Origin of the sequence: Pseudodesulfovibrio sp. lm2024, from assembly GCF_051175575.1 — a bacterium.
Lineage (GTDB): Bacteria > Desulfobacterota > Desulfovibrionia > Desulfovibrionales > Desulfovibrionaceae > Pseudodesulfovibrio > Pseudodesulfovibrio caledoniensis.
The window spans coordinates 2,971,715-2,994,541 of sequence record NZ_CP195092.1 but is presented as its reverse complement, the minus strand read 5'-3'; the positions used below and the strand labels follow the sequence as shown (position 1 = coordinate 2,994,541).

The following is a 22,827-nucleotide window of genomic DNA, read 5'->3' as shown; positions in this document are numbered from 1 at the left end:
CGGATGAGGGCGGTGCGGGGGATATACTCGGCGCTCGCGGCCGCGCTCTGCGCGGCCTGCGTCGCCGCAGCCCTGCTCCGTCCCCAGGCGGCCATGGCTGCCGAGGCCCCGTCGGCCAAGCCCGCCGCGTCCAAACCTTCCTCGGCCCAGTCCGGCAAGCGCCAACTGTTCGGAACCATGGAGTTCAAGGGCAAGCTGCAGAAGCTGCCCAAGTGGACCGGTGTGCTCGCCAAGATGAAGGCCTGGAAGGGGTACTTCAAGGACGACAGGACCGCCAACCATCCGTCCAGGAAGGCCTGGGAGACCCTCAAGGCCCAGGCCAAGGGCAAGTCCGAGCTGGACCGGCTCAAGGCGGTGACCAAATTTTTCAACAAGTGGCCGTATCGGCTGGACAAGGCCAACTGGGGCGTCAGCGACTACTGGGCGACACCCTGGGAATTCCTCAAGAAATCGGGCGATTGTGAAGACTATTCCATCGCCAAGTTCTATGCCCTCGAGGAGCTCGGCTTCACCGGCGACCAGCTGCGCATCGTGGCCGTCCGGGACGCCATCCGGGGCATCGGTCACGCCGTGCTGGCGGTCTACGCCAAGGACGACATCTACATCCTCGACAACCAGACCGACATGGTCCTGTCCCACGAGAAATACAAGCATTACATCCCGCAGTACTCGGTCAACGAGCACTACCGCTGGATGCACGTGGCCCCGCAGAAGCGGACCACCTATCAAAAGGCGAAGCAATAAGGCCCGCCCGCTCGGGCTGGCCATAAACCAGATGGAGAATCGACATGGCTGAACATCTTACCAAGACCGCAGAGGTCCCCAAGTCTATCGGAGGGGCCGGACAGGGCGTCAAGATAGGCGTGGTCCTGGCCTTTGTGCTGGTCATCTCGGTGGGCATCGTCCTGCTGGCCGCAAGGGCCGTGCGGGACAACGAGGCCTCGGTGCTCGAGAACCAGCAGAAGCGATTTCAACTGCTGACCCAGGGGCGTACCGAGGTTATCGGCTCCTGGCTCGAAAACCTGTCCCACCAGGGCGACCGGCTGATCAAGTCTGACCTCTTTCGGCTCTATGCCTCGGAGGTGGACACCTATGCGGGCGACCTGTCCAACCTCTTCGGGCGGCTGCATTCGGACCAGTCCGTGGAAGGGCAGGAGGGCGCGACCCTGGCCGAACAGCTGCCCATGATGGAGAACATGCTCCGCGAGTTCTCCACATACGCGGGCTTCCTCAACGCCCGCATCCTGAGCCGCAAGGGCGAGGCGTACATCGCCACCGACGGCTACCTGCCGCCCATGAATCAGGAGCAGATCGGGCTGGCCACGGCCGCCATCGAGCAAAACGGTCCGCAATACTCCACCCTGCGCAAGACCGCCCAGGGGTTGGAGATGGACGTCTTCGTGCCGGTCTACCCGCCCGACGCGGTGGGCGGCACGGATGAGGCCACCGGCCAGAAGGCCGTGGGCGTGCTCATGATGACCCGCCAGATTTCCGGCAAGATCACCGAGCTGTTGTCCAACTCGCCCCTGGCCGCCAAGGGCGAGAAGACCCGCCTCATGCAGAAGAGCGGCGCGGGCTACCGCGAGATCGCGCCCTGGACCGCTGACGGCTTCCTGGACGTGGGCTTCCCGGTCAAGGTCGACGAGGACGGGCACATCCCGTTCGGGCTGCGGCCGAGCATCGAGGACGCGGACACACAGGTCTTCTCCCTGGGCGTGCGCATCCCGGGCCCGGCCTGGTGGCTGGTCCAGGAGATCGACTACGCCCAGGCCATGAAGCCTGTGGTCGACTATGACCGTACCGTCTACATCGTGGCCGGGCTGGGCATCCTGACCGCGCTGCTCATCGCCGGGCTGGCCTGGTGGATACTGACCGGCGTCCAGAGCCAGCGCATCGCCGAGCAGTTCCGCGCCCTGGCCACCCAGATCGAGGAGCAGAGGCTGTTCATCGACTCCATCAACGCCAATATCGACGAGTTCATCGTGCTCAAGGACGCGCAGGGCAAGTTCACCTACGTCAACGACGCTTTCGCGGCCGCCGCCGGGCGGCCCAAGGAGGAGCTCATCGGCATGGACACCGCCGCCGTGTTCGGTTTCGACACGGCCAAGCGGCTGGAGTCCATCGACGAGGTGGTCGTGCGCGAGAACCGCAAGATGACCATCAGCGAGCCCATCTTCCTGCGTTCTCGGCGTCACCAGTTTCAGGTGTCCAAGTCGCCGTACTGCACCAAGGAAGGCGACTGCCAGGGAATCGTCGAGGTCTACCGCGACGTGACCGAATTCGTGGCCGCGCAGGAGAAGAACAAGCGGTTGATCAAGAACGCCATGGAGGCGCTCGGCTCGACCATCGAGGCGGCCGACCCGTACCTGGGCGGGCACACCAAGCTGCTGGCCGGGCTGTCCGTGGAAGTGGCCAAGGCCATGCACCTGTCCGAGATGGACATCGCCGAGATCGAGACCGCGGCCAACCTGTCCCAGATCGGCAAGATGTTCGTGCCCAACGAGATACTGACCAAGCCGGGCAAGCTCACCCCCGAGGAGATGACCGTCATGGAAGGGCATGTGGAGCATGCCTACCGCATCCTCAAGGACATCGACATCGCCGAGGGCGTGCTCACGGCCATCTACCAGATGAACGAGCGGCTGGACGGCACGGGCTACCCCAAGAAGCTCAGCGACGGCGACATCATCGTCCTGGCCCGCATCCTGGCCGTGCTCAACTCGTTCTGCGCCATGATCCGCCCCCGCTCCTACCGGGGCGCCAAGGCTCCGGAACAGGCCCTGGAGATCCTGTCCAGCGAGAGCAACCGCTTCGACCCCGCCGTGGTCGCCGCCCTGGCCGACGTCATCAGGACCCCGGTCGGTGAAAGGCTGCTAGCCGAAAAGGATTAACCTCCACTCCATCTGGTTGCGCAAAGGCCCCGGCACATGCCGGGGCCTTTTTTTATGATCTCAATGGGCAAGGAGGACTGCAGGGAGCGTCCTCCGCATGAGGGGGCTGCGGTTATGGGCGCGCGTCTTCCCGATGAGCGTGGAAGGATGCGTCAGGTCTCGCCGAGAATGCCTTTTCGAGCAATTTTCCCAGCAGGAACAAAGTGATGTCAGCGCCAGTCGCGACAAGTCGCATGAAGAGCGCGAAAAGCAGGATGTCCGCTTCTCCGGCCTGCGTGGACATGGCGAAGAGCAGAAAGGTTTCCCTGACCCCAATCCCCCCCGGAGCGCCCGGGACGACATACCCTGCGAGCCAACCCAATACATAACAGGCGCCGATCTCGGCCCAGCTCAGGGGAATCCCGATCAGCTGCACCCAGATGAATACGGCGACGAAGGCCATGCCCGCATAGAGCAGAATGGTCAGCGGGATGGCCACGATGACTCCCCGGGGCGGGGTGATCACCGTGGCGCATAATTTCCTCAAACTCCTTTGGCCCTCGGGCAGCCTGCCTCTTGTGGGAATGAGGATGATGATCGCCAGGAGAAGCAGGTACGCGCCGCAAGTGATGAGGATCAGGTTGCGGGGGTAGAGACGCGAGTGGGAGAGGAGGAGCAGGAGCGCGGCCACGCCGAAGGAGTTCAACACGCTCAGGACCATCTCGAAAAAGGTCGCGGAAGCGAGCTGGGCTTGGCATACTCCGGATTTGGCGCCGACCACGTTGCGCCCCAGGAGGTGAAACACGTTCCCGGGGAGGTATTTGTATATTGATGTCCGGGCGTAGATGAAGAGCAATTGCCATCTTGCGTATCCCTGGTTCGATTCCGTCGCCATGTGGACCCAGGCCCAGGCCAGGGACAAGTAGAAGGCACCGAGCAAGACGGCTCCTGCCGTCAGGATCGACAGGTGCTCGGCGGTCCAGGCGTATTCCGTCAGCTTGGCCGCGTTTCTGTCGTATACAGTATAGATATAGTATAGACAGGCGAGCAGCAGAAGCCAGGAGAATATGGCTTTGGCAATCTTCATTACATCTTTCGGCATAGGCACATGGTCCAGGGGAGCGGAGTGTTGACCTCTATTATGGAAAAGAAGCCGCTGACCATGTCGAGGAACTCCCATTTGCTCCAATGATGGATATGTCCCGGCGTGTTGCCCCATGATCCCAAATACTTGCCGCGCAACATGTTCAGCATGCACCACAGCGGCTCTCTGGGGACCGAGAGTATCACCCAGTCTTCCGCCACATCGCTGATGCGTTCCAGGCCGAGCACAGGATCTTCCAGGTGCTCGAGGACCTCACAGCATGCGATGAGGGGTGCCTTGTCGCACGCTGTGAGGTCATAGATACTCTTTACCTCGAATTGGATTCCCTTGCCCGCGTGGGCGGCCTTGGCGTTGTCGATGATCATCGTGGACATATCAAAGGCCCGGACGTCGAGCCCCATGCCGGTCATCCTGTTCGACAGCTCGCCCTCTCCGCATCCGACTTCCAGCGCGGATGTCGCCCCGGTCAGCTGAACAAAGTCATCGAAGGCATGGAGGAATCTGCCTGTGACATATCTGAATACCACGTTGTTGGAAGCGTATTTGTTTTCCACGTTGCCAACGACAATTCCATTTTCGGTGGCAAGGGTACGGCCGTTTACCATGGCCTTGGCGTCGTAGTTCTTCACGGTTGACCCTGGAGACTGATCTCCCTGTAGTTTTCTGCTGCGTTGAGGTCCGAATTGCCGTTGTGCTCGACAATAACCAGGTAGTTGCTCCAATCCTTGTCGGCACGGCCGGCGAATTGGTAATCGTAGATCGACGTATCACCGGCACGAAACGCCGGGAAGTGGTAATCGGGACAATCTTCCACGTAAAAAAATAAATCCAGGTAATCGGGTACGACCTCCGGATTTCCGAAGATCTGGTGGTATCCCCAAATATTCTTGTAATTCGAAGCGGAAACGACGATTGCCTGGCCGTTTCGTCTGGCGGCGGCCACCTCGTGTGCCGTCTCGACGGTCACGGTGTATCCGCTTCTTCCGGGTAAGGTCGTCAGGGTTTCAATGGCCTGTTTCGCAGCGAGGACGATCACCAGGCCAAACAGTGCGTATCGCAGGATGGCATGCGTATTCCTTTTCTTCATCATATCGGCCGTGAAGGCGACTATCATCGCGATTGCCAGCAGGGATAGCAGGAGAAGGTATCTGCCGAGGATGCGTTCAGGCCGCAGGAAGGGGTTCAGGCCGCGAATGGCGTAGGCGTGCGCAAGAAAGCCGAACAGGTAGGGGATGCTGAGGAGGTAAAGCCGACTGTTTCGGCGGACGAGCGTGACGATTGCGAGCAGGAACGCCACGTAGATGGTCAGATTGAAGGACAGAGACCTGGGGTTATGGTCGAAGTAGACCAGGAAATTCCAAGAATACTCCCATGGAGTGACGGAGAGCTGTATCCAGTTGATGTCACGCGGGTACGGCGGGAGGGCATAGGGGTTTTGGGCGAAGTAGCTCTCAGCCTTGTCCAGGTTGTCGTAAAAATGGTGAGTCGGCTTGTCCCCGTGGATGCCGTCTTTCAAGACGGCGATGCGGTTCGGCTCATGGAGCGTCACCTGGACCACCGCTGTTTCGACCATGAACAGTGACGCGAGGGCCACTAAAAAGACCGCCAGTGATTTCCAGCGCGCCATGCGCCTTTCGGGGGTGTCGGCGGCGGAGAGCGCGATGATCAGGAAGAAGGCCGGGAAGTAATAGATGGAAGTGATTTTCGCGCCATAACTGCAAAACAATAGCGCTGCGCAGGCCAGGAGGGCCCATTGACTGCGTTCCTGGATATGGTGGGCCAGGCAGTACAGGGCCGCTACGAGGTACATGGCCGCCGGTCCCATGGGCAGGAATTGGGAGCCGCTGAAAGCCATGCCGTTGTAGGTGATGAACATGAACGCCGCCAACAGGCCCCAACGCCAGTTGGACATCCTCTCCAGGAGGAGGAAGGCGAAACAGGCCAGCAAGGTGGAGGAGGCAAACGGCCAGATGTAATAGTTTTCAGGCGCATCGCCGAAGGCCAGCTGGATCAGGTAGACCGGGAGCATGATCGACCAGCGCATCCCGTGGTGGGTGGCGTCGATGGGGAACGCCAGGTTTTCCGCCGCCCGTCTGACTAGGCCCCATTTGTAGAAAGCGTCGCCGCCCATGTGGATCGGTTGCGACCAGAAAAAGCGCACCGAAAGCGAAACGATGGCGATCAGCAGCAGCGCCAGGAAGAGAGCGAGCCGCCGATGCGTGGCAAACCAGAGGTCAGCCTTGCCGATCCACTCATTGAGCATCCCGGCGCAGCAACCGGAAGCCGGGGCCCTGTCGTCCCGCGCTGCTCCCAGTGGATGCGTTCCGGCGGATACTTCGGCTTCGGCCCCTTCCTGTCGCGGGCGGCGCGTTCCGGCTTTATCCGCCGGGCTTTGTTCAAGGTCGTCTTTATGCATCGCCTGTTTGGATGGATGCTGTTCGCCGGGGCATCGGATCAACCCTTGGTCCGGCCTCCTGCCTTGCATGATGGACCGGACGGTATCGGGGCACCGGTTGATTTTGAATCCCCTGCCGACAGTTCCGGGATATTGGCGCGGAAGCAATTCGAATATGCAATATCTAATGCGTGCCGTTAAAGTCGCCGGATCAAATATCAGTGGCCTAGTATTAACGTCATTAAATGTATAAGTCTATATAATTCAAGGCGCACTTGGAAAGTCTGGATTCATGGGCCCTTCAGACAATCCCTGGCGTCTGCGCCGCGTTGGCCCGCTGGACTGGAAGTACGTGGCGTTCGACCATAAAAAAAAGGACGCAGCCACGACGGCTGCGTCCCTTGAAGACTGTTCTCGCAGTTCTTCTTTGCTATTTGGCGGCGGTCTCCATGGACGCGTTCTCGTAGGTGTCGGGCGCGATCTCCAGGGTTTTCATGAGCTGGCCTTCGAGGGCCAGGAACTTGTAGACCGTGTAGTCGCGGTTCATGGTCGCGGTCTCGAGCTGCACGCGGTTGGAGAACACCTCGTTGGTGGCGTCCAGAAGGTCAAGCAGGGAGCGCTGGCCCACGTTGAACTGCATCAGGTACATGTCCAGGGATTCGAGGCTGTACTGCAGGGCTTCCTGGTACTTCTCGATCTGGTTCAGGCTGGACTGGTAGTCGGCCCAGGTGGAGGCCACCTGGCGGATGATGTCGTCCGTGGTGTCCTGGAGGTTGTCCTGCGCCTCGCGGATGCGGGCGGCGGCGGTCTGGATGTCGTAATAGTCGCTGGTGCCGTTGAAGATGTTCCACTGGGCGCGCAGCATGGCCTTGTTGTCCTGGACATAGGTGTCCACGCCGTCGAGGTTGTCGGTGTGGCGTGTGGACAGGTAGGCGTCAACGGTCGGGTACATGGTCGACTCGAGCTGGCCCTTGGTCTGTTCGGCCACATCGATCTCGGCCTTGTACACGGCGATCTTCGGGTTGTTGTCCAGGGAAATCTCCAGGATCTGGTCGGCCTGGCCCGGGATGTAGTTGGGCAGGTACTGGGGGTCGGCCAGGGAAGTGGGGGACTTGCCCACGGTGCGGATGTACTGGGCCTCGGCGGTGCGCAGTTCGCCGGTGTAGGTGACCAGGGTGGTCTCGGCGCGGGCCACGCGGCCCTTGGCCTGCATCTCGTCGGCGCGGTTGCCCGCTCCGCCCTGGACGCGCTCGGAAATGGAATCGAGGAGGTTCTGGTGCGCCGTGATGTTGTCTTCGGCCAGGGAGACAAGCTTGCGCAGACGGACCACATCCACATGGGCGCGGACGGCGTCCAGACCCACGGTCTCGACGTTGTCCACCAGGCGGCCTTCGGCCGAGGTCAGGCGGGCGCCTTCGCGCTTGAAATCGTGCCAGCGGTCAAAGCCGTCGAAGATGGGCTGGGTCAGGGTCGCCCGAAAGTCGGTCGGGGTGCGCCAGCGTTCATCGGTGTCGTTGTTGCGGGTGGCGGCGCTGCTGTACTGCTGCTTTCCGTACTCGCCGGTCAGGTCGAGTGACGGGAAGAAGCGGCCCAGAGCGGAAAGTTTCGCCTTGGCCACGGCGTCCTTGTTGTTCAGGAGCGACTTGATCTGCGGATGCTGCTTGACCGCAGCGACGACGCTGTCCTTGAGCGTCATCGTGCCGTTGTCGGCAAAAGCGGGCACCGACAGCGACAGGGCAAGGATGAGGATTGCGAGAACATGTTTTTTCATTTTTTTCCCCATGTAAGGGTTGTGAAAGGTACTTACTGCTAGACTTGTAGCCGTTTATATAAATATGGTCAAGAATGTAGGGGACCTGATCTCTTAAAAACGAGAAAATGTCGGCTTTTCGGCAGAGGTGATCGTTTTTTATGAAATATCAGGCTGATACAGGGGATGCGATATTCGCTGTGAAGACGGGTTCAAGTCTGGGTGTGATCCATTGTCGTATATAGTACGCACGGCGGTGTCGGCCGCCATCCTGAAAACCGCCCCCTCGGGCACGCCCGCTGCGGCCTAGTCCACGTGTCGCCCGGAATGGATCAGATGGGCGATGAGGTCGTCTCCGGAGTGGTCCGCGTCGATATGGAGATCGTGGCCGGGCATGTCCGGATGCGAGACGCCGAGCAGCTTGACCACGATGTCGTCGCCCGCGTGGTCGTTCTGGGCGAGGATCACCGAGGTCAGGTCGTGCTCGTTGTCCACCACCACGTCCTTGACGGACAGGGTGTCCGGCAGTTCCAGATGGTTGCTGCCCAGGGTGAAGTTGGAAACGACGATCTCGCTCTGGCCGTGGTCGAGGACCGAGGGGTCGATGAACAAACCGTCGGCGTTTCCGCCCGCGTGGAGCTCGCTCCCGCCGGTGTGGTCCGCGTGCCCGTCCAGGTGGGCGTGGCCCTCCGCGAAGATATCGTGTTCGGGCAGATCCACGAGCAGGGAGTCGTGCGGCAGGTCCGCGCCGGGGTCGGCGGAGCCGAGGTTCAGGGCATAGGAGCCGTCGCCGAGCAGGGATATGGAGAAGGTCCCTTCATGGCCGCCCGGGTTGAACCCGGCGTCGTCGAACAGGACGTCGTGCAAGGTGTTGCTGTTGGCCAGCACCCAGTTCCCGGAATCCTTGATGAAATGGAAGTCCGCGCCCATGTCCACGGCCGCCCGGTCCACGTCCGGCAGCAGGAAGAAACGGATGTCGGCGTCGCCCGCGAACATGCCCACCAACTGGCCGAGCATGGCCGTGTCCTGACAGTCGGAAAGGACTATCTCAGGATCGACCGGGATGTTCCCGTCAAGGGTGAAGGTGCCGAGCATGGTGGTCTGGGTCATAGTAGTACTATCGGTCATATTGGTCTCCTTGTATAGGAGAAAAATCCATCCGGAATCATCCCCCGGCCCGGTTTTGCCGCCGGGCCGGGGGTGTCGTTCGTTTAGGAGGAGTGCCCGCCGGAATTGATGATGTGCTGGATCACCGTGTTGAGGTCCTCGCCGGTGGCGGACAGATCCACCTGATGGTCGACCGCGTCGTGTGTCGGAGGCAGCACGCCCTGGAGGGTGATGGTGATGTCGTCTCCGGCCGGGTTCACGTCCGCGATGGTCACGATCAGGTCGCCGCTGTCGCCTGCGGAGGTGACGTCCGCCAAGCCCGCGGACAGGGCGCTCAGGTCGAGATGGTCGCCCTCGCCGATGTTGAAGTCGGTCACGGTCATGGACCCGCCGCCCTCGCCGGAGGTCAGGTAGCTGGGGTCGATCATGATGGTGTCCTCGCCAGCGCCCAGGGTCACGGTGTCGTGGCCCGAGCTGATGAACACGGTGTCGTTGCCCGCACCGGCGTGGATGACGTCGTTTCCGGCTCCGCCCCACAGGACGTCGTCGCCGTTGCCGCCGAACAGGTAGTCGTTGCCGTCCCCGCCGTGCAGGGTGTCGTTGCCGTCGCCGCCGCTGATGTAGTCGTGGCCCGCGCCGCCGTTGATGATGTCGTCGCCTGCGCCGCCGTACAGGAAGTCATTGCCTCCCTGGCCGTGGATGACGTCGTCGCCGCCGTGACCGTAGATGACGTTGTTGCCGTCGGTTCCGTTGATCACGTCGACCCCGTCCGTGCCGTTGTTGACAGTGGCGTTGACGTGGACCGGGATGTACAGGGTCGCGGTATCGGTCAGGCCGTGGGAGTCGGTCACCTGGTAGGTGAACTGCTCCACCGTGGGCTCGGTCAGCCCGTCCGTGGTGATGGAGTGGGCGTTCTCGTTCGGAGTGTAGGTCCACTCGCCGTTTGCCGCGATTTGCAGGGTGCCCCATGCGCCCACGCCCGAGCCCACGATGGCCGCGGTCATGGCCGCGTCGTCGGAGCTGTAGACATTGCCGAACAGGGAACCGTTCACGGAGGGCAGGGTCAGTTCGCCGGTAGTGCCGTTCTGGACCCAATGGCCGCCCGTGGTGGCGTTGATGTAGTTGAGCGAGAACCTGGTGTGCCACGCGCCGCCGAGGGTCACGGACTTGATGAGCAGTTCGCCCGTGCCGTCCTGGCCCTGGTGGCTGCCGGTGATGTAGTACTGGTTGTTGTTGGCCTTGGTCAGCACGATGGTGCCGGTTCCGTCGCTGTAGGTCGCGTTGTTGCCGCCGGAGCCGACGTGCACGGTGTAGGTGTGGTCGTTGCTGTCCGTGATGGTGAAGATCACGTCTTCACCGGTGCTGACGTTGTTCAGCATCAGGTAGAGCTGCTCGGGCAGAGCGTGCCCATCCTGGCCGAAATCCAGAGTCAGGGCCTCGCGGTAAAGCGGGCCGTTTTCGATCTCATGGGTGTCGGGAACGAGCGGGGTGTTCACGCCGATGCCGAGGCCCTCCACTTCGCCCACCCAGGCCGGGAGTCCGTCGATGGTGGCGGACACCTTGAGCCCCATGTTGTCGGCCAGGGTCTGCCATTCATTGGGGTTGCCGTCGGTCTGGTTGGCGAAGTTGATGTCGTGGCCCGAAGCGCCCTGCCATTGGTAGGCGGGCTCCAGGGTGTCGGTGACCATGGCTCCGTGGCCGAGGTCCGCGTGGGCGACCAGGGTGTTGATGGTCGCGTTGACCTCGATCACGCCGTAGTCCACGGCACCGTCCGTGTCGGACACCTGGTAGGTGAAGGACTCGGTGTAGTCGCCGACGGGCAGGCCGTCGTGGGTGGTGTAGGTGTAGGAGCCGTCCTCGGCGATGACCAGGTCGCCGAACTGGCCGTGGACGGTCACGCCCACGCCGTCATCCGACAGGCTGAAGGTCCCTGAGTCGCCGGTGAAGTCGCCGTTGGCCAGGTGCTGGTCGTATTGGGCCTGGGTCAGGTCGTCGAGGTCGCCCGCGGCCGCGCCGGTGACGGTCAGTTCCGTGGAACCGGCCGGGAAGCCCGGGCCGTCGGTGTAGTCGGTGTCCTGGGCGTCGTGGTCGTTGGCCAGCACGTTGCCGGTGATCACGGCCGCTTCATAAGTGCCCGACAGGTGGTCCACCGGATCGGAGCCGGTGACCTCCTTGAGGGCCACCGAGGCGTTCGGATCGTCGGGATCGGCCATGACCACGACGGTGCCGATGGCGGCGGTCGGGCTGGAGAGCGTGACCACGTCGCCGGATTCGCTGATCGTCAGGTCGGTGATCGGGTTGCCGTCGGCATCCCAGGCCTGGAGGGATTCCTGGCCGTTGCCGTCGCCGGTGAGCTTGAGGCTCACGGACGTCTGCGGGTCGTCGAACTGGATGAGCAGCCGCTCGGCGTTGCTGTTGTTCTCGATGAACTTGTCGTCGCCGCTGTTGCCGCCGTTCCCGTTGCCGTTGCCCTTGCCGCCCGAGGCGGATTCCACACCGTAGTGGGAGCCGTTGTTGTTGCCCCAGTCGCTCAAGGTGGCCTGCACCCACTTGCCGGACTGGGCGTCGAACTCCTGGGCCACCAGGTGGAACGCGTCCGAGCCTTCCGCGTTGCCCACGCCGCCGTCGCCGGAGATGGTCCCCGAGCCGGAGCCGGTGTCGTCAACCGCGACGGGCGGGGTGTTGTCGTCCACCGGGACCACGTGGATCACGGTAGTGGCCACGTTGCTCGGCGCGCCCGTCGGGTCGGAGGCGTCGTCCCAAACCTGGACGTTGATCAGCCGATCGCTGGCGTCCGGGTCGTCCGAGCCGTTGGAGAAGGTGATCTGCTCGATGGCGGACTCGTAGTCCGAGATGGGCGCGTCGCCGGACAGGATGATCTGGGTGCCGTTGACCGTGGCGGTGATGCCGTCGGGCAGGGCGCTGGTGTCGATGTTCAGGGCGTCCATGTCGTGGGCGTTGGTCAGGGTGATGACCGCCTGGGACATGTTCGCGGAATCCACGTCCGAGATGTGCACCTCGCCGGTGACGTGCACCGGGCCGCCGTCCTCGACAAAGGTGTTCTCGAATCCGGTGCCCGCGTGGTCGTTCTCCCGGATGACGAGGTCGTTGAAATCGTCGTCATCGTCGCCGAGGGGGCTTTGGTCGTCGCGCATCTGGTCGTCTATCGAGACCAGGCGGCCGTTGGCGTCGGTGGTGATCCGGAAGGTGTTCTCCGGGTTGTTGTTGATGCCCGCGTCGTCGAACCGGACCTCGTGGGAGGTGGCCCCGCCGTCGAAGGAGATGTCCCATCCGCCGGACCCGTTCGGGACGAAGGTCGGGACGCCGCTGCCGACGTTGGTGTTCGGGACCAGGAAGTAGTGCAGTTCCTGGCCGTCCCCGAAGGTGGTCAGCAGCTGTCCGTCGGTGCCGTGGTTTGAGTCGACCAGGATGATCTGCGGATTGACCGGGTTGCCCTCGGCGTCCAGTTCGTAGACGCCGACCATGTTGTTGTTGCCCGCGTCCTCGCTCTGGAAGGTGACCGTGCCCATGGACAGGTCGATGGTCGGGGCGTCGTTGACCGGGGTGATGTCGATGGACAGGTCGGCGGAGTCGTAGCCGCCGTTGCCGTCGGTCACGGTGTAGGTGGCCGTGGGCACTTCGCCGTCGTAGTCGGCCGTCGGGGTGAAGGTGTAGGAACCGTCGGCATTGATGACCAGGTCGCCCACGCCGTCGATGTGCGCGGTTTCACCCGCCGCGTACGAGGTGGCGTCGCCCTGGATTGTGAAACCGGTCACGGTCAGGCTGTCGCCGTCGATGTCGGTGTCCTGGCCGAGGTGTTCCGCGCCCGCGCCCTGGATGACGTTGCCGGTGGCGGTGTGGTCCTCGAGCACGGTGACGGTGTCGTTCGCGGCCACCGGCGCGTCGTTCACCGGGGTCACGTTCAGATAGACCGTGGCCGTGTCCGTGGCGCCATGGTCGTCGGTGATGGTGTAGGTGAAGGAGTCCGCGCCGTTGTAGTCGGCGTCCGGGGTGTAGACGACCTCGCCGTTCACGATGGCGACGGAGCCGTGGGCCGGGTCGCCCAGGCCGGTGATGGACAGATGGTCGTTGGGCAGGTCCGGGTCGGTGTCGTTGGCCAGGACGTCGATGGTGATCGAGGAGTCCTCGGCCACCACGATGGCCCCGTCCGTGGACGAGTAGTCGGTCACCTGGCCGGAGATGGACTGGATGTAGAAGCCGTCCTCGGAGCTGCCGGCCGGTTCCACGACCACGTACACGAACGGCTCGGAGCCGGTCAGGTCGATGGTCGGGTTGGTCTGGTCCACGCCCACGTTGTAGGTCCCGACCACCTCGCCGTCCGCGTTCAGCAGGGTGATGATCGCGTCGTCGTCGTGGTCGGTGTTGTTGAAGTCGGCCAGGGTGATGGTCGCGTGGGTCTGCGGGTCGTCGAACTGGAAGGTGACCTTCTCGGTGCCCGCGCCCTGGGTGGTGTCGATGGCCGGGTTGTCCCCGGGGCCGGTCTTCACGCCCAGGCCGAAGGTGTCGTGGATGATCGTGTTGTCCGTGGTCTGGTCCTCGACGATGGTGATGCCGTCCGCCGCGAACCCGTTGGCGATGTTCAAGGCCACGTCGTGGGTCGCGCCGGTCAGGCCGGACACGCCGTCGTCCACGGCGTCGGGCGCGTCGTTGAGACCGTTCACGGTGATGGCCAGGTCGGCGCTGTCCACGCTGTGGCCGTCGGTCATGGTGTAGCTGAACGTTTCTGTGGGCGCGTCGCCGGGCACCAGGGTGTTGTCCGTGGCGGTGTAGGTGTAGTCGCCGTCCGCGCCGATGACCAGGTCGCCGTGCTCGCCGTGGATGATCACGGTGCCGTCCGCGCCCCATTCCGCATGGGTGCCGGTGATCTGGTGGTTCGCGAAGTCCACGGTGGTGTCGCCGAAGGTGACCTTGGTCACGGACATCTCGCCGTGCGTATTGTCCGTGTCCACGTCGTTGGCCAGGACGTTGGCCGAGACCGAGTAGTCCAGGCCGTCGCTGTTGGGCTCGTTGACCGACGCCGCGTCGTTCACGGCGGTCGGGTCCTCGTTGGCCTGGCCGGGGAGCACGTCCACGGTCACGGTGTAGTCGCTGTCGCTGACCTGGCCCTCGCTGTCGACGGGCCGGTAGGTGATGGTGTCGGATCCGGCGAACTCCACGTCCACGTACTGCAGCTCCCAGTTGGCGTTCCAGTCGCGGGGGCCGTCCTCGGTGGTGCCGAAGACGATCTTGTCGAAGTGTTCGCCGCCCAGGATGGTCTGGTCGAGGACCAGGGACTGGAAGGTGTCGCCGTCGCCGCCGGTGATGGTCCCGGACTGGCCGGTGATCGCGTTGGTCCAGGTCATGACCGAGTTGTCGACCGTGCCCGAGGCGATCAGCTGGTCGCCGTCGTAAACGGCCCAGGTGGCCTGGCCGTTCTGCTGGCTGCCGTGGTCGAAGTAGCCGCCCAGGCCGCCGAAGCCGATGTCGGCGTAGGAGACGTCCCGGCCCTCGAAGGTCATGGTCAGGGTCTCACCCGAATCCAGTCCGTTGTGGCTCTGGTTGGCCAGGCCGTGGTCGATGTGATTCTGCTGGTCCGCGTAGACCTTGAGCCTGCCCTCGCTGATGTGCGTGGTCACGGTCACGTCAGGGGTGCCGTCGCCGTCGGTGTCCACCGACAGCTTGCGGGTGGCGTTGCCGTCGGCCTCGCCCCAGGTGTCCAGCCCGGCGTCTTCGGCCAGGCGGGATCCGATGAGCACGCCCTGGCCGGCCGGGGCTTCGCCCTTGTAGGTGAAGTTGTCCAGGTCGTCGAAGCGGGTGCCGTTGTCGACGTCATCCTGGGTCACCTGATGGTCGCCGTAGTAGAGCGTGCCGTGATCCGGCAGGCCGGTGATGACCACGCCGGTGTCCAGGCCGTCGCCCGCGTTGTGGTCGTCTTCCACGTCGGTGATGGGAGCCTGGTCGAAGTCGATGCCGATGGGCTCGCCGTAGGCGTTGCCGTGGACCGAGAAGTCGGCGCCCAGCGGGGCGTCGTTCTCGCCGCTCACGGTCACGGTCACGGTGTGCTCGGTGCCGTCGGCGGAGTGCACGGTGAAATCGTTGGAGAAGCCGCTGTTCACGCCGTCCACTTCGCCCAGGTGCTGGACCGAGCCGTTGTCGATCTCATAGGTCCAGGTGCCGTCCGCGTTGATGTGGAAGGTGCCGCCCTGGGAGTCGGTGATGGTGTCGGCCTGGAACAGGTTGTCCGGGTTGTCCGGGTCCGAGGCGAACAGTTGGCCTGAATCGGTCAAAAGGCCCCCGGTGGAGACGTTCACGTCCTCGGTCACGGCCCCGGTGGAGTCGCCGGTGATCGTGGCCGCGTCGTTGGCGCCGGTGACCTCGATGGACAGGGTGGCCGTGTCGGTCGCGCCGAGGAGGTCGCTGACGGTGTAGTTGAACTCGTCGTGGACCACCTGCCCTTCGGCCAGGGCCTGGGTGTCGGGGTCGTTGTTGTTCAACTCGTACCGGTATTCGCCCGAGGGCTTGAAGTACAGGGTGCCGTACTGGCCTTCGACCGAGGTCCAGCCGAGCAGGTGCGAGCCTGCCTGGCCGCCGGTTTCAGAGCCTTCGGCCCCGGCTCCGGCCTTGGTCACGAAGATGACGGAGCTGTCCACGTCGCTGTCGTTGGCCAGGACGAAGCCGTGGGCGATGGCGTTGCCCTCGTTTTCCGAGCCCGCTTCGATCACGGAGCCGTTGTTGGCGTCGTCGACGGCCGTGGGCGCGTCGTCGGAACCCCAGACCGTGATGTGCAGGGTGGCGGTGTCGGTGCCGCCCATGCCGTCGGACACGGTATAGGTGAAGTTGTCCGTGGGGTGGTCCTGCACGTTCAGTTCATTGACGATGTCGAGGTCGTTGTTGACCTCGTAGTGGTAGGAGCCGTCGGGCTCGATGTACAGGGTGCCGTACAGGCCGGTGATGGTCGTGGTCCCGCTGACGTCGGCCTCGCTGCCCGCGTTGTCGTCCGAGGAGACGTGGGTCACGGTCAGGTCGGTGTTGTCCACGTCGGTGTCGCCGCCGATGTTGCCGATAATGGGCAGGTCCATGCCGTGGATGACGTTGCCCGAGGCGTCGAAACCGTCGGTGTAGAAGCCCGCTTCCTTGGCGAGGTTGTAGTCGTCGGAGGCCTCCGGAGCGTCGTTGGCCCCGTTGATGGTGATGGTCAGGGTGGCGGAGCTTTCCTTGGCGTCGCCGCTCTGGTTGTCGGACATGGTGTAGGTGAACACGTCGGTGACCGGATCGCTGTCGCTGTTCAGGTGGTCGGTGGCGTCCGGGTTCTCGGTGTAGGTGTAGGAACCGTCGGCATTCATGTGCAGGGTGCCGTACTGGCCGACGATGTCGAATCCGCCGGATGCGTCGGAGTCGGTCCCGCCGTGGCCGGTCACGGCCGTGACCGAGAAGTCGCCGACCTCGTTGTCCGCGTCGGTGTCGGCCACGCCGCCGTGCTCGTCGCCCGCCAGGACGTTGCCGCTCACGCTGGCGGGGGCCGCGTCGTCCACGGACTCGGTCAGCGTGTTCGTATCCGCCATGGCCGTGGGGGCGTCGTTGGCCCCGTTGATGGTGATGGTCAGGGTGGAGGAGGCGGTGCCGGGGTGGCCGTCCGCGTTGTCGGTCATGGTGTAGGTGAACACGTCGGTGACCGGGGCGCTGTCGTTGTTCAGGAAATCGGTGGCGTCCGGGTTCTCGGTGTAGGTGTAGGAGCCGTCGGCGTTCATGTGCAGGGTGCCGTACTGGCCGACGATGTCGAACCCGCCGTCGGCATCCGAGTCGGTCCCGCCGTGCCCGGTGACCGAGGTGATCGTGAAGTCGCCGACCTCGTTGTCCACGTCGGTGTCGGCCACGCCGCCGTGCGCGTCGCCCGCCAGGACGTTGCCGCTCACGCTGGCGACCGGGTCGAGGTCCACGGACTCGGTCAGCGTGTTCGTGTCCGCCATGGCCGTGGGGGCGTCGTTGGAACCGGTCACGTTGATGGTCAGGGTGGCGGGTTCGCTGTACACGCCGTCGGCGTAGGGGTTGGTCAGGGTGTAGGTGAAGACGTCGGTCTTCACTTCGCCTTCCTGCAGGGCCTGGACGTTGTCCCACTCGTTGTGCAGCGTGTAGTCGTAGCTGCCGTCCGCGTGGATGGTCAGGGTGCCGTATTCGCCGTCGATGGTCACGGAGCCGTTGGGGTCCATGTTGTCGTCGGTGTACAGGGTGCCGTTGTGGTCGGTCTGGGACGAGACCGAGGAGACGAACATCTGCGTGTCGTCCACGTCGGTGTCGGCCACGCCGCCGTGCGCGTCGCCGGTGACGACGTTGCCGGAGACCACGGCCGAGTAGTCGCCGCCCTCGAACCTGAGGCCGAACTCTGCCACGTTGTTCTGGTCGGCATTGGCCACGGGCGCGTCGTTGGCGCCGTTCACCGTGAAGGAGATGTTGGCGTAACTGAGGGCCCCGGAGTCGTCCATGATCCCGTAGGAGAAGGCGTCCACGTTGTCCTCGCTGCCGTAGTTCAGGGCGTTGAGGGCGTTGTAGGCGTCGCCGTCCCCGGGGGTGTAGAGGCGGTAGTCGTAGGAGCCGTCCGCGTGGATGGTCAGCACGCCGAACTCGCCGTTGACCGTGACCGAGGCGCTCGGGTCCATCCGGGCCTGGTCGTAGGCCTGGTCGGCGGAGGGCGTGAAATCGGGGTTCTGCTCGTGGGGCAGGACGTAGTCCATGGTCTCGGTGGCGTGGGAGTAAGCGCCGACCACGAACATGGTCTGGCCGTCCGGGGAGTCGCCGCTGTCCACGTCGGTGTCGGCCACGGAGCCCGCGTCGTCACCGGACAGGACGTTGCCGTGGACCACGACGGAGCCGTCCTGGCTGTAGTCGTGGTGCTCGCTGTCGTGCACGGTCACGTCGCCGCCCGCGCCGTCGTTCAGGTCGGCGTCGTACACGCTGGCGTGCAGGCCGTAGTCGGTGGAGTCGCCGCCTTCCACGGCCTGGACGTTCAGGTCGTCGTGGGCCACGGGCATGTCATTGGCGCCGTTGACCGTGATGGTCAGGGTGGCGGAGTTGGAGACGAGCCCGTCGGAGTCGATAATATTGTACTGAAAGATTTCGTCGTAGGACTCGCCCTCGTTCAGCGCGTCGGCCCATTCCTGGTTCAGGGTGTATTCCCAGTGGCCGTCGGTATCCATGACCAGCACGCCGTACTTGCCCACGATCACGGTGTCGTCGGAGGTTATCTGCACCGCGCCGGGGTCCACGCCGTCATGGTTCACGCCGTCGTAGTCCAAGGAGTACATGGACAGCTGGCTGTTGGGACCATCGGGGTCCACGTCGTTGTCGATGACGTTGCCCTCGATGGTCTCGTCCGTCTGGGGAGGGTTGGGGTTGTTGATGTAGAACCCGCCGCCCGAGGACAGGGGAAAGAATTCGCCCACTGCGGGGCCTTCGCCGTTGGCGTAGAGATGAACGGCTTCCTGGTACGCCTCCACGTTGTCCACGAAAACGATGTGGCGTCCGACGATGAAGTCGGGGTCGCCCTGCTCGGTGGTGGACGCGAAGTCGTCGTTGGCGGTGGGGGCGATGGGGGCTGCCTGGCCCAGGACGCCGCTGAGGGTCGGGAAGGCGTGCGAGCCGTATGCGTCCTCCTGGCCGCCCAGGGCGTTGAGGCTGTCCCCGAGCGTGCCGGCGTCGTCCGTGTACTGGCCCGCGCCGGAACTGCCGGTGGCGTTGGCCGCCGCGGTTTCCAGGTCCCCGTTCTGAGCCGGGCCCTCGAAGGCGAAGAGGTAGACGTCTCCGGCCACCTGCTCGCCGTTGAGCATCTCGAACAGCGGCAGGCTGCCCGTATCGGCCAGGGTTTCATAGTTTTCGAGAATAACGGTTCCGCCGCCCTCGACGGTGATTTCCAGGTTGCCGTTCTCGCCGGTGAACACAGCGCTGGCCAGATCGAAGTCGAACTTGACCGGGGTGTCGGCATCCAATTGGTAGGTCTGTATGTTTCCAGCCCCGGGAAGCGAAATGTGAAGCTGGTGTATCGTCGTGTCCGCCATGGTGAACTCCTGGTATTGAAGTAAAGCGATTGTTTGTACGTCGTATTCGCTAAGGTACCTCAATGGCAGTTTTTTAGTCAATTAAGAAAAAATATTGTAATTCAATGTGTTGTTATGTGGAAAAAAGCATGCGATGAGCGTTTGAGGCTGAAATTGCGGGGTGTCTTGAGATTGCTGTTTTCTGATTGTTTCTGACCATAACTAGTATTTTTCAACAGCAATATGTTGAAAACATTACTTGCCACTTACGGTTTTCCCCATGCGTGCCAAGCCTTTTCCCTATTTTAACATTGTGATTTAACTTGATTAAAAAATAATAATGAGAATGGTTGCTGTTTTTTGGTTGGGGTGAGTTCTTGCGGCTTCACGATTGCCGGGTGATGAAGCCGACGGCTGGCGGATGCCTGTTGTCACAATATGTAAAGATGGTTGATTTTTGTGGGAGTGTGTTTGAGACCGGTCGCAGTCGGGGCGAGGCCGCGTCCTACTCCTGCTATGGGCGGTGATAACGGCATGGAGGCGATTCTCGATCGGTCACGGGGCGAGGGGCGGTTCGAGCCAAAAAACGGTTATGACGGCGAACGGGCCTGTAGGGCGGGCCGGAGAGGCGGTCCAGTGAAGCGATCAGAAAAGGCGGTTTGGCGGGTGTAATCCCGGCCCGGTCGGACGACCGGGCCGGGGGTGGGTGGTTCTTTTAGGTGGTGGTGTCCGTGCCGGTGCTGATGATGTGCTGGATCAGATGGTTCAGCTCGTCCCCTGTGGCGGTGAGGTCCACCGAGTGGGCGATGTCCGCGTGGGAGGAGGCCATCACGCCCTGGAGGGTGATGGTGATATCATTCCCGGCATGGTTTGCGTCGGCGATGGTCAGGATCAGGTCGCCGCTGGTGCTGCTGGAGGTGACGTCCACGACGCCGCCGGTCAGGCCGCTCAAGTCGAGTTGGTCGCCTTCATTCACGTTGAAGTCGGTGACGGTCATGGAACCGTCTCCGCCGTCGGGGGTCAGGTAAGTCGGGTCGATGGAGACGGTGTCCGCACCTGCGCCCAGGGTCACGGTGTCATGTCCGGAGCTGATGAACACGGTGTCGTTGCCTGCGCCGGCATCGATGGTGTCGTTGCCGTCGCCGCCCCAGATGATGTCGTTTCCGTTGCCTCCCTGGATGGCGTCGTCGCCGCTGCCGCCGAACAGGTAGTCGTTTCCGTCGCCGCCGTTCAACACATCGTTGCCCGCGCCGCCGCTGATGTAGTCGTGGCCTGCGCCGCCGTCGATATGGTCGCTGCCCGCGCCTCCGTAGAGGAAGTCGTTGCCTTCCAGGCCGCTGATGGTGCTGCCGTTGTTGTCGCCGTAAACCACGTCGTTGCCCGGGGTGCCGTCCGCGGCCACAGCGGCGTCCACATGTACGGGAATGTACAGGGTCGCGGTCTCGGTGCCTCCGTGAGCGTCTGTCACCTGGTAGGTGAACGCCTCCACGGTCGGTTGGTCGAGACCGGAGGTGTCGCCGATGCTGTCGCTATTATACGGTGTATAGACCCATTCGCCGGAGCTCGCGATATCCAGGGCTCCCCAGGAGCCCATGGCCGATCCGACGATACCTGCGGTCAAATTGGCTTCGTCCCCGCCGTAGATGTCGAGCAGGTTGCCGGTCGCCTGGGCGGTCTCGCCGCTTGCGGTCGAGATCATGGCGCTGTCGGCCGAGTCGGCGTCGGCGACCTGGGTGTGGGCGTCGACCGCGTCGTCCGCGGGGGCGGCGAGCCTGGCGGCGGCCAGGGACGCGCTTTCGGGCACCGGGTCGGCGATCACTTCGATGGTCGACGTGGCCACATTGCTCGCTGCGCCGGTAGGCGATGTGTAGTTATCCCATACCTGGACCTCGATGATTCTGGGGTCGGTGTTCGGGTGGGTGGCGGTGTTGTTGTAGGTGATGAGTTCGATGGCGGACTCGTAGTCCGAGATGGGTGCGTCGCCGGTGAGGGTGATGACGTTGCCGACGACAGTGGCGGTGATGGTGCCGGGCAGGATGCCCGAGATAGCCAGGACGTCTCCGGCCTGGGCATTGGTCAGGGTGATGACCGCCTGGGACATGTGCGTGGAATCGGCGTCGGAGATGTTCACCTCGGCGGCGATGTGTACCGAGCCGAGTCCTTCATGGAAGGTGTTGTCGAATCCGGTGCCCGCGTTGGCGTTTTCCTGGATGATGGTGTCGTTGAAGTCGTCGTCATCGTCGCCCAGCTCGCTCTGGTCGTTGCGCATCTGGTCGTCCACCGCGATCACGCGTCCGTTGGGGCCGTCGGTGATCAGGAAGGTCGGTTCGAAGTTGTTGTTTATGGACGGGTCGTCGAAACGCACTTCATAGCTCTTGGGGTCTCCTTCAAAGGTAATGACCCATTCTCCGGAGCTGTTCTGGCTGAAGGTGGGGTTGGCGCCGCCATGGTCTGCGCCGACTACCAGGAAATAGTGCAGTTCCTCGCCGTCTTCGAGTGTGGTCAGGACCTGTCCAGGCGTGGCCGTGTTCGAGTTGAGCAGGATCATTTCCGGGTTGGTCGGGTTGCCGTTCTCGTCGAGATGGTAGAGGCCGATCATGTTGTTGTTGTCGGCATCCTCGCTGACGAAGGTGACCGTGCGGGCGGACAGGTCGAGGGTCGGGGCCTCGTTCCCCGGTCCGGCCGCGTCTTCGAGCAGCAGGCCGGTGACCGGGTCGGACGTCGGGAAGGCGTGCGGGTCGTAGGCGTCGCCCTGGCCGCCCAGGGCGTCGATGCCGTCAAAGAGCGCGCCGTGGTCGTCGCTGTACTGGCCCGCGCCGGAACCCGATCCGGCATTGCCGGCCGCGGTTTCCAGGTCGCCGTTCTGATCTGCGCCATTGAAGGCGAAGAGGTAGGCGTCGCCCGCCACCACTTCACCGCTGGGCATCTCGAACATCGGCAGCTGTCCGGCGTCGGCAAGGTCCTGGTAGTTCTCCAGGATGATTGTCCCGCCCCCCTCGACGGCGATCTCGAGGTTGCCGTTCTCGCCGGTGAACACGGCGTTGCTCGGGTCGAAGTTGAATTTGACCGGGATGTCGCCGTCAAGTTGATACACCTCGGTATTGCCACTGCCGGGAAGCGAAATCTGCATTTCTTGTATGGTTGTGTCGGCCATGGTGATCTCCTGGGGCTTAATGTGCTTTAAGGTTTTTTTTAGTGAGCAATCTGTCCTATTTTATACCTATTGATCGATTTTTAGTCAAAATTAAATAATTCAATAAGCCAGTGAGTTAAGGTGTGGATAAAACGCTATATCGGGTGTTTAGAACAGTGGTTGCAAGCTTGATTTGAAATCGGTGTTATCGGTAAATGGTTAATGAAAATTCATGTTTTCAACATGGGTATGTTTAAAAATAGTTGGTGGCCGAAGGTTTTTCCCCATGCCCGGTAGTTTTACCGCTATCGACAACGCCAAAAGATTACAGGATAAAATTTTTCAAAGAAGGAATCAGTCTTATCTTCATTTTATTTTGTGGGGTTTTGGAGCCGGATAGTGCCTTGAAAAAAACGGCAAGAAAGGCATGCGGATGCGT

General features: G+C 62.8%; 9 protein-coding genes. 2 read left to right on the top strand and 7 right to left on the bottom strand.

Annotated elements, in window-relative coordinates; translation table 11 throughout:
- Nucleotides 1–3 precede the first annotated feature (3 nt).
- Both ACR42D_RS14045 and ACR42D_RS14040 read left to right on the top strand, forming a co-directional pair.
- Nucleotides 4–744: a transglutaminase-like cysteine peptidase gene (locus ACR42D_RS14045; protein ID WP_484567416.1), complete on the top strand. Its 741-nt coding sequence runs from the start codon at nucleotides 4–6 to the stop codon at nucleotides 742–744.
- A gap of 44 nt (nucleotides 745–788) precedes the next feature.
- Entirely contained in the window at nucleotides 789–2,891 is a 2,103-nt protein-coding gene (locus ACR42D_RS14040; protein ID WP_484567415.1) for an HD domain-containing phosphohydrolase, read from the top strand.
- Nucleotides 2,892–3,003: 112 nt separating this feature from the next.
- On the opposite strand, the gene ACR42D_RS14035 is transcribed toward ACR42D_RS14040, so the two are convergent.
- The 7 genes from ACR42D_RS14035 to ACR42D_RS14005 all read right to left on the bottom strand — a co-directional run bounded on the left by ACR42D_RS14035 (nucleotide 3,004) and on the right by ACR42D_RS14005 (nucleotide 22,409).
- On the bottom strand, nucleotides 3,004–3,957 hold the full coding sequence (locus ACR42D_RS14035; RefSeq protein ID WP_484567414.1) for a hypothetical protein: 954 nt from the start codon (nucleotides 3,955–3,957) through the stop codon (nucleotides 3,004–3,006).
- Nucleotides 3,957–4,604, bottom strand: coding sequence for a class I SAM-dependent methyltransferase (locus tag ACR42D_RS14030; RefSeq protein WP_484567413.1), 648 nt, complete (start codon nucleotides 4,602–4,604; stop codon nucleotides 3,957–3,959). Before ACR42D_RS14030 ends, ACR42D_RS14035 begins: the two co-directional genes overlap by 1 nt.
- Nucleotides 4,601–6,391, bottom strand: a complete 1,791-nt coding sequence (locus tag ACR42D_RS14025) for a hypothetical protein (RefSeq protein WP_484567412.1) — start codon at nucleotides 6,389–6,391, stop codon at nucleotides 4,601–4,603. The genes ACR42D_RS14030 and ACR42D_RS14025 overlap by 4 nt, the downstream gene beginning before the upstream one ends.
- Before the next feature lie 409 nt (nucleotides 6,392–6,800).
- The gene (locus ACR42D_RS14020) at nucleotides 6,801–8,141 is read right to left on the bottom strand and encodes a TolC family outer membrane protein (RefSeq protein ID WP_484567411.1); all 1,341 of its coding nucleotides are present in this window, start codon (nucleotides 8,139–8,141) and stop codon (nucleotides 6,801–6,803) included.
- A gap of 285 nt (nucleotides 8,142–8,426) precedes the next feature.
- Nucleotides 8,427–9,248 carry a hypothetical protein gene (locus ACR42D_RS14015; RefSeq protein ID WP_484567410.1) on the bottom strand — a complete coding sequence of 274 codons (822 nt, stop codon included), beginning with the start codon at nucleotides 9,246–9,248 and terminating at the stop codon, nucleotides 8,427–8,429.
- Between the two features lie 83 nt (nucleotides 9,249–9,331).
- Entirely contained in the window at nucleotides 9,332–19,276 is a 9,945-nt protein-coding gene (locus ACR42D_RS14010) for a VCBS domain-containing protein (RefSeq protein ID WP_484567409.1), read from the bottom strand.
- A gap of 694 nt (nucleotides 19,277–19,970) precedes the next feature.
- The gene (locus ACR42D_RS14005) at nucleotides 19,971–22,409 is read right to left on the bottom strand and encodes a calcium-binding protein (RefSeq protein ID WP_484567408.1); all 2,439 of its coding nucleotides are present in this window, start codon (nucleotides 22,407–22,409) and stop codon (nucleotides 19,971–19,973) included.
- Nucleotides 22,410–22,827 lie beyond the last annotated feature (418 nt).